Here is a 6,788-nt window from a genome sequence, read left to right as displayed (position 1 = left end):
CCACTGCCGGCCCATCAGGTCCGCGGCGGACTCGGGGGCGATGAACCCGTCCAGAGACATGGACACGCTGAAGAAAACCTTGCCCGCCATCAGCCCTGCGCCCCCTTGCCGGCGGTGCCGGTGACGTAGGCCGCCAGGTTGGCCAGGGTCTGCCGGCCGCCCTCGATCGCGTGGTACTTCTCGACGGCCGCGTCGCGCAGTTGCCTGGTCGCGAAGACCGTGCGCATCACGATGCGGGTCGCCGCGCCCTCGGGTGCGAAGTCCAGGAACGTCTCGAAGGAGTTGGGGTCGTCGGGGTGCTCGCCGTGCAGCAGCGCGATCTGCTCCGGCGGGGCGATCCGCTGCCAGCGGATCCACTCGGGGTAGTCCGTCCCGTCCGGTCCGTGCAGCACGAAGACCCACTGCCCGCCCTCGCGGAACTCGAAGGAGCGCGTGGTGGTGGTGAATCCCTGCGGGCCCCACCACTGCGACAGGTGGCGGACCTCGGTGAAGGCCTCGAACACCAGCTCTTGCGGGGCGTCGATGACCCGGGAGATGACGATCTCCCGGTCGGCCGTCGCCGACCCGGTCCGCGTTTCCTGCCCTGTTGCTGCCATCGGTCATTCCTCCTGGCGTGTCTGCTTGAGGTTCTGCACGTAGGCGTCCAGCCGGTCGAAGCTCTCGCTCCAGAACTGTTCGAATCCGCCGACCCATTCGTGGACCGGGCGCAGCCCGGCGGCGTCCAGGCCGTAGAGGCGCTGCTTGCCCGCCCCGCGGACCCGCACCAGACCCACCTCCCGGAGCACCCGCAGGTGCTTGGACGCCCCCGGCTGGCTCATCCCCAGCTCTGCGGCCAGGTCGGTCACCGGCCGCTCCCCCGCCCGCAGCAGCGCCAGGATGTCCCGGCGCTGCGGCTCGGCGATCGCGTTGAAGACATCCGACGTCGTCGCTGCTCGTGCCATGCACATCATCATATTCCCATATCGGCATGCGTCAAGGCGGCCGGGATCCGGGCACGTCCTGCCCGACGACGATCACAGGCGCTCCCCGCCCCGCCCGGCGACAGCCCGCGGTGGCTTCTTCGCCGGGGCACCTCTGCCGCCGGCCCCGGACGGCGGCCTCGCTCGCCTCTGGCCCGCGCGCCCGGAAGACAGCGCCAGCTGCCGGCGGGAGCAAGCATCGTCTGCTGCCCCGCCGGTCGGACCCGGTGGGCCCGGTGGGTCAGAGGAAGCGCCGGATGGGCACGACGGCTGCTTCCCGGACGCGCTGGAGGGGCGAGCGGCGCTGCCAGCGCCCGCGGCCGATGAGCTCGCTGTGCTCGAGATCGTCGGCAAAATGCTTGTCGAGCGTGGCGGTGAACGTCTGGTCCAGGACGGCGAGCATGACCTCTTCGTCGTGGTCGAGCGAGCGGCGGTTGAAGTTCGTCGACCCGATCAGCGCCATGGTCCGGTCGATGGTGATGACCTTGGTGTGGAGCATCGTCGGCTGGTACTCGAAGACCTTCACGCCGCAGGCGGTGAGGTCTTCGTAGTAGCGCTGGCCGGCCAGCTGGCAGACCCTCTTGTCGGTGTGCGGGCCCGGCAGCAGGATCTCGACCTCGACGCCGCGGCGCGCGGCGGCACACAGCAGCTCGATGAAGTAGCCATCGGGCGCGAAGTAGGCGGTGGCGAGCCGGATCCGCTCCTCCGCCGACTCGATCACCACCCGCAGCAGGGTCTGCATGTCCTGCCAGCCGAAACTGGCCGAGCCCCGCACGACCTGCACGACGGCCTCGCCGTGCGGGGTGTGGTTGATGAACCGGTCGCGTTCGTCGAAGAGTTCGTCGTGGCACTCGGCCCAGTTCTGGGCGAACGCCGCGGCCAGCCCGTCCACGGCGGGCCCGCGCACCTGCACGTGCGTATCGCGCCACTCGCCGGGATTGCGGGCATCACCGCACCACTCCTCGGCGATACCGACCCCGCCGGTGAACGCGGTCTCTTCGTCGACGACCAACACCTTGCGGTGGCAGCGGTGGTTTTGCTTCAGCGGTGACAGGTAGAGCGGTTTGCGGAACCAGGCCACCTGCACACCGGCCTGCTCCATCACCTCCAGCTGGTCCTTCTCGATGAGCCGGCTGCCGAAACCGTCCAGCATCAGGCGCACCCGCACCCCCTGGCGTGCCCGTTCGGCCAGTGCGTCGGCGAAGTGCTGGGCGATCTCGCCCTTCCAGTACACGAACGTCATCATGTCCACGGTGTGCCGGGCGGAGCGGATACCGTCCAGCATCGCTGCGAAGATCTCGTCGCCGTTGCGCAGCGGGACCAGTGCGTTGCCTTCGGTCGCGGCCACCCCTATGAGTCTTTCCAGCCGGCGTCTGGCGCGCCGGGACCGCTCCTCCAGGACGCCTCTTTCGTCCTCGCTGCGTGCCCCTTGCGCGAGAGATGGCCGGGTGGGTGCGGACGTGGGGGCGGTGTCTGCGGGGGCGTCTTGCGTGCGGGTCATGGGTGCACCTTCCTGGAGGAGGGACGGGAAGACAAAAAAAGCCCGGGGACTCGATCCAGACATCGCATACCCCCACGGGGGCAAAAGACGAGCATGGCAACTGGATCAGCAACAGCACGCGGACGCAGGCAAGCCCGGCGCGCGGCGAACAGCACAGCAGTCGAGGGCGCAGCCCGTGCGGGCTTCGTGGCCCGCGGGGTCATCTACCTGCTCATCGGCATGCTCTCGCTCAGGATCGCTTTCTCCGACGGAGGCGGTGAGCAGGCAGACCGGGGCGGCGCCATCGCTGAGATCGCCGAGAAACCCCTGGGCACTGTCTTGCTGTGGCTGCTGGGCATAGCGCTGGTGGGCATGGCCCTGTGGCGGCTGACCGAGGCGGCCTTCGGGCAGGCGGGGCCCGACGGCACGAAGGCGAGCAAGCGGGCGATGGCCGCGGGACGCTGCGTCTTCTACGGATTCGTCGCCTACTCCGTGCTGTCGTATGCGGCCGGGCAGAAGGGCAGCGGCAGCGGGAGCTCCGACCAGGATTCCCGGGACATCACGGCCAAGGCCCTGGACTGGCCCGGCGGGCAGTGGATCGTCGGGATCGCCGGTGCGGGGGTGGCTGGTGCCGGCCTGTGGATCGCCGGCCGGGCCCTGATGCGCAAGTTCGAGAAGCACCTGAAGATGTCGAGCATGTCGGCGACGGTCCGCAAAGCGGTCACGTTCCTGGGGATGTTCGGCGGTGCCTGCAGAGGCGTGGTCTTCGCCGTCGCCGGCGCTTTCGCCATCGCCGCCGCCCTCAAGCACAAGCCCGGCAAGGCCAAGGGGATGGACGACACCCTGCGCTCCTTCACCGACACCCCCGCCGGCCCCTGGCTTCTCGTCCTGATCGCAGTCGGCCTCACGGCGTTCGGCCTGTTCTCCTGGGCCAACGCCCGCTGGCGCAAGGTCTGAGGGCAGCCAGGACTGGGGGCGTCCGGCCGGTGGTGGCGGCCCCCGCCACCACCGGCCGCAGCAGTGGCGGGCAGAATACCGCCATGGAGAATGACGATCTGACGGTGGGCGTGGAGACCACGTCCGCCAACGTGGTGCTGATCACGGTCGGGGGCAGCCTGGACGACTGGTCGGACTCCGGCGGCCTGACCCAGGCACTGGCCCGGGCCGCCCGCACCGAGAGCACCAGGATCATCGTAGATCTGTCCGGTGTGACCTTCGCCGATTCCACGGCCCTGCACATCTTCCTGGACGGGCGGCGCCAGCTCGCCGCCGCCGGCATCCCCTTCGTGCTGGCGGGGCCGCTCAGCGCCGCCGTGTCCCGGCTGTTCGAGGTCACCGGACTGCGTGAGACGTTCACGTTCGCCGACAGCGTCGAGCAAGCGCACACATGCTGACCACCGCCGCGCACGGGGCCGAAAGACCCCGTGCGCAGTGTGAGCCTGATTCTCCAGGGCAAGTGCACAAAGCAATGAGCATCGATCACGAAGTGCCGGACCCAAGCCCTCATCCGGACCACACGCCGGCTGGGACACATACGGCTGCCACAGGTGAAACGGCCGGGCCCCTGCCCCTGGCGTCCTCGGTGCCCCGCACTCCTGGCGACGCGCGGGCAGAAGTCACCAAGCTCCTGTCGTCGCATTTCTGCTCCCTGGAGGGCGAAGGCGCGGACGATGTGGTGGTGGCCGACGCGCTGCTGGTGACCACGGAGCTGGTGACCAACGCCTTTCGCCACGGCGGTGGCCTGACCCGCTTCTCGGCGGAACTCACCGACGAGGGACTGTCCCTCGTGGTCGGTGACGCCAGCACCCGCACGCCCGTGGTCCCCGACGATGATGTGGGGGGCGCGTCCCGGGCGGGGGGATACGGCTGGCTGCTGGTGCGCCGCCTGGCCGCCCGCGTCTCCGTCACCTGCCACGAAGGCGGCAAGGACATCACCGCCCTCGTCGAGCTGAGCTGAATTCCGGTCCAGCTCCGCCAGACGGCACGCGAAGCGGTGCTCGCCCTGCGGGGGCACCTGGCTGTGCGGGGCCTGCCGTCCTGGCCGCGCTGGATTGTGGCCGCTCAGGCGGCGCGGGAGGAAGGGCCGGCCCAGGCCGTCAGCGCGGCGTGCCGTTCGCCGGACCGGGCCGCCGCGTCGGCGGCATGTGTCGCCCAGGCGACATGCCCGTCCGGGCGTACCAGGACTTCGGTGATGCCCCGCAGGTCGGTGTGCTCGTCGTGGCCGTTGACGGTCACCGCGGTGATGCGCGGGCCCCAGTCCCCGGTGACGGCGGCCGCGGTGTCCGGGTCGCCGGTGAGGTCGAGGTGGACGAACCGGCCAGCGACCAGCAGGTCGTACACGCGGGTCGCGGGTCCGGCGGCCGTGAGGCCGATGTCGGGCATGCGCCGCCCCGCCAGCGGGTCGGCGTCGGGCTCGGTGGGCCGGTAGGCGGTGGCGAGGGCGGAAACCCGGGAGGCCAGGGTGCGGTTGACCTCGTCCATGCGCAGCAGGTCGTCCAGGAGGCGGCGCAGGGCGGCCGCGGGGCGTTGGTATGCCCGGACCAGTGTCAGTTCGGCCAGCAGGGTCTGTATCTCGGTGTTCTCGGTGACCGCCCGGCCCACCGGGCGCCGTTCGCTGTCGTAGCTGTCCAGCAGGCCGGGCGGCGCCCAGCCGTGAATGGTGGCGGCCAGCTTCCAGCCGAGGTTCATCGCGTCCTGCAGGCCGGTGTTGAGGCCCTGCCCCGCGGCGGGGAAGTGGATGTGGGCGGCATCCCCGGCCAGCAGGAGCCGGCCGGAGCGGTAGCGGTCGGCGAGGCGGGTGGCGTTGCCGAAGCGGGAGAGCCAGCGGGGTTCGCCAACGCCGAAGTCCGAGCCGCACAGCCGGCGCAGGCACTGGCGGAACTCCTCGAGGGTCACGGGCTGCGCGCTGGGCACCCGGATCCTCTGCGCATCCAGCAGGACCAGCCGCGTCACGCCGTCTTCCATGGGCGCCACCAGCACGCCCCCGGCGCGCGCGGCGTCCAGGACGCCGGGGCCGGAGTCCATGGCCGCGAAGTCGCCGAGCATCCCCGTGAACGTCTCCTCCGTGCCCGGGAAGGCGATGCCCGCGGTCTGCCGCACCGCGCTGCGGCCGCCGTCACAGCCCACCGCGTAGCGGGCACGGATGGTTTCGCTGCCGCCGGGGCCCCGCACCTGCGCCCGGACCCCCTCGCCGTCCTGGCTCAGCCCGACGACTTCCTGTCCGCGCACGATCTCCACACCCAGCTCGTGCGCCCGCTGGGCCAGCAGTGCCTCGGTGCGGGCCTGGGCGATGAACAGCGTGTAGCCGTGCCGGGTGTCCAGCCGGGAGAAGTCCAGGCGGGTGGGGAGCTGTGCGAAGTGCCAGCCGGGCACGGGGCGGCCCTGCGGCAGGAACCGCTCCAGCAGCCCGCGCTGGTCCATCAGCTCCACACTGCGCGGATGCAGGCTCAGCGCCCGGGAGTCCCGCTGCGGTTCGGCGCGGCGTTCCACGATCCGCGTGCGCACCCCCGCCAGCGCCAGCTCGCAGCCGAGCATCAGCCCGGTCGGCCCGGCTCCCACAACGATCACGTCGGTGTCCATGGGCGTCGTCCTCTCGCTCTTCTCGTACCCAGATTTAGTGAACAGCGTTCACGTGAACGACGTTCACTATAATGGGCTCCATGAGCTCTCCGTCCACCCCGCCGCGCGGGCGCCCCTCCCGGATCGACCGCGCGCACACCGTGCGCACCGCCCTCGACCTGCTGGACCAGTCGGGCCTGGACGCCCTGACCATGAGGCGGCTCGCCGGCGCGATGGGCGTGCAGGCCGGAGCGCTCTACCGCTACTACGCGACCAAGCAGGAACTGCTCACCGCGATGTCGGAGCAGATGATGGAGGGCGTCGCACAGACGGCCGCCGACGGCGACACCCCCTGGAACGAGCGGCTCAGCGCACTCGCGCACGCCCTGCGCAACGCGCTGCTCGCCCACCGGGACGGAGCACGGGTCTTCGCCGGTACGCACTCCACGGGCGCCGGCGTCCTCGGCTTCGCCGACACTCTCGTCGGCGTCCTGCGCGAAGCGGGCTTCTCCGGCGACGACGCGGCCCGCACGCTCTACACCGTGGCCAACTTCACCGTCGGCCACACCCTGGAAGAACAGGCCGCCACCGCCCCGGAGAACGGCGATCCGGCCGGCCCGGAACGACTGCGCAGCGCCGTGACCTCAGGCAGCGACTACCCCCACCTCAAGGACACCCTGCCCGCCCTCGCCAGCACCGACTTCGCCCGCAACTTCGAGTTCGGGCTCTCCCTGCTCATCGAGGGACTCAGGGCACGCCGCTGACCCGCAGACCCTCTTGAACTCCCGCCC

General features: G+C 70.9%; 8 protein-coding genes. 4 read left to right on the top strand and 4 right to left on the bottom strand.

Going from position 1 to position 6,788, the window contains the following annotated elements:
• Positions 1–89 precede the first annotated feature (89 nt).
• The 3 genes from ACQKIP_RS35810 to ACQKIP_RS35800 form a co-directional block, all read right to left on the bottom strand.
• Entirely contained in the window at positions 90–596 is a 507-nt protein-coding gene (locus tag ACQKIP_RS35810; protein ID WP_365863614.1) for an SRPBCC family protein, read from the bottom strand.
• Between the two features lie 3 nt (positions 597–599).
• Positions 600–941 carry an ArsR/SmtB family transcription factor gene (locus ACQKIP_RS35805; protein WP_365863616.1) on the bottom strand — a complete coding sequence of 114 codons (342 nt, stop codon included), beginning with the start codon at positions 939–941 and terminating at the stop codon, positions 600–602.
• 259 nt (positions 942–1,200) lie between these two features.
• The gene (locus ACQKIP_RS35800) at positions 1,201–2,460 is read right to left on the bottom strand and encodes a phospholipase D-like domain-containing protein (protein WP_365863618.1); all 1,260 of its coding nucleotides are present in this window, start codon (positions 2,458–2,460) and stop codon (positions 1,201–1,203) included.
• Between the two features lie 93 nt (positions 2,461–2,553).
• On the opposite strand from ACQKIP_RS35800, the gene ACQKIP_RS35795 reads away from it, so the two are divergent.
• The 3 genes from ACQKIP_RS35795 (at position 2,554) to ACQKIP_RS35785 (ending at position 4,396) form a co-directional block, all read left to right on the top strand.
• Positions 2,554–3,396, top strand: coding sequence for a DUF1206 domain-containing protein (locus tag ACQKIP_RS35795; protein ID WP_365863620.1), 843 nt, complete (start codon positions 2,554–2,556; stop codon positions 3,394–3,396).
• Between the two features lie 83 nt (positions 3,397–3,479).
• Entirely contained in the window at positions 3,480–3,833 is a 354-nt protein-coding gene (locus ACQKIP_RS35790) for an STAS domain-containing protein (protein ID WP_365863622.1), read from the top strand.
• A gap of 188 nt (positions 3,834–4,021) precedes the next feature.
• Positions 4,022–4,396 (top strand): ATP-binding protein, encoded by a 375-nt coding sequence (locus tag ACQKIP_RS35785; protein WP_365863625.1) that lies wholly within the window; start codon positions 4,022–4,024, stop codon positions 4,394–4,396.
• A 104-nt stretch (positions 4,397–4,500) separates the two neighbouring features.
• Here ACQKIP_RS35785 and ACQKIP_RS35780 read toward each other — a convergent pair whose 3' ends face one another.
• Complete coding sequence (locus tag ACQKIP_RS35780; protein WP_365863627.1) at positions 4,501–6,018, bottom strand: monooxygenase; 1,518 nt, start codon at positions 6,016–6,018, stop codon at positions 4,501–4,503.
• 80 nt (positions 6,019–6,098) lie between these two features.
• On the opposite strand from ACQKIP_RS35780, the gene ACQKIP_RS35775 reads away from it, so the two are divergent.
• A complete protein-coding gene (locus ACQKIP_RS35775) occupies positions 6,099–6,761 on the top strand; it encodes a TetR/AcrR family transcriptional regulator (protein ID WP_365863629.1) in 663 nt (220 codons plus the stop codon).
• Positions 6,762–6,788: the final 27 nt, after the last annotated feature.

The sequence above is a fragment of the Streptomyces sp. NPDC059900 genome, from assembly GCF_050270335.1.
Lineage (GTDB): Bacteria > Actinomycetota > Actinomycetes > Streptomycetales > Streptomycetaceae > Streptomyces.
The sequence above is the reverse complement of the archived record's forward strand: the minus strand, read 5'-3'. Positions and strand labels throughout refer to the sequence as shown.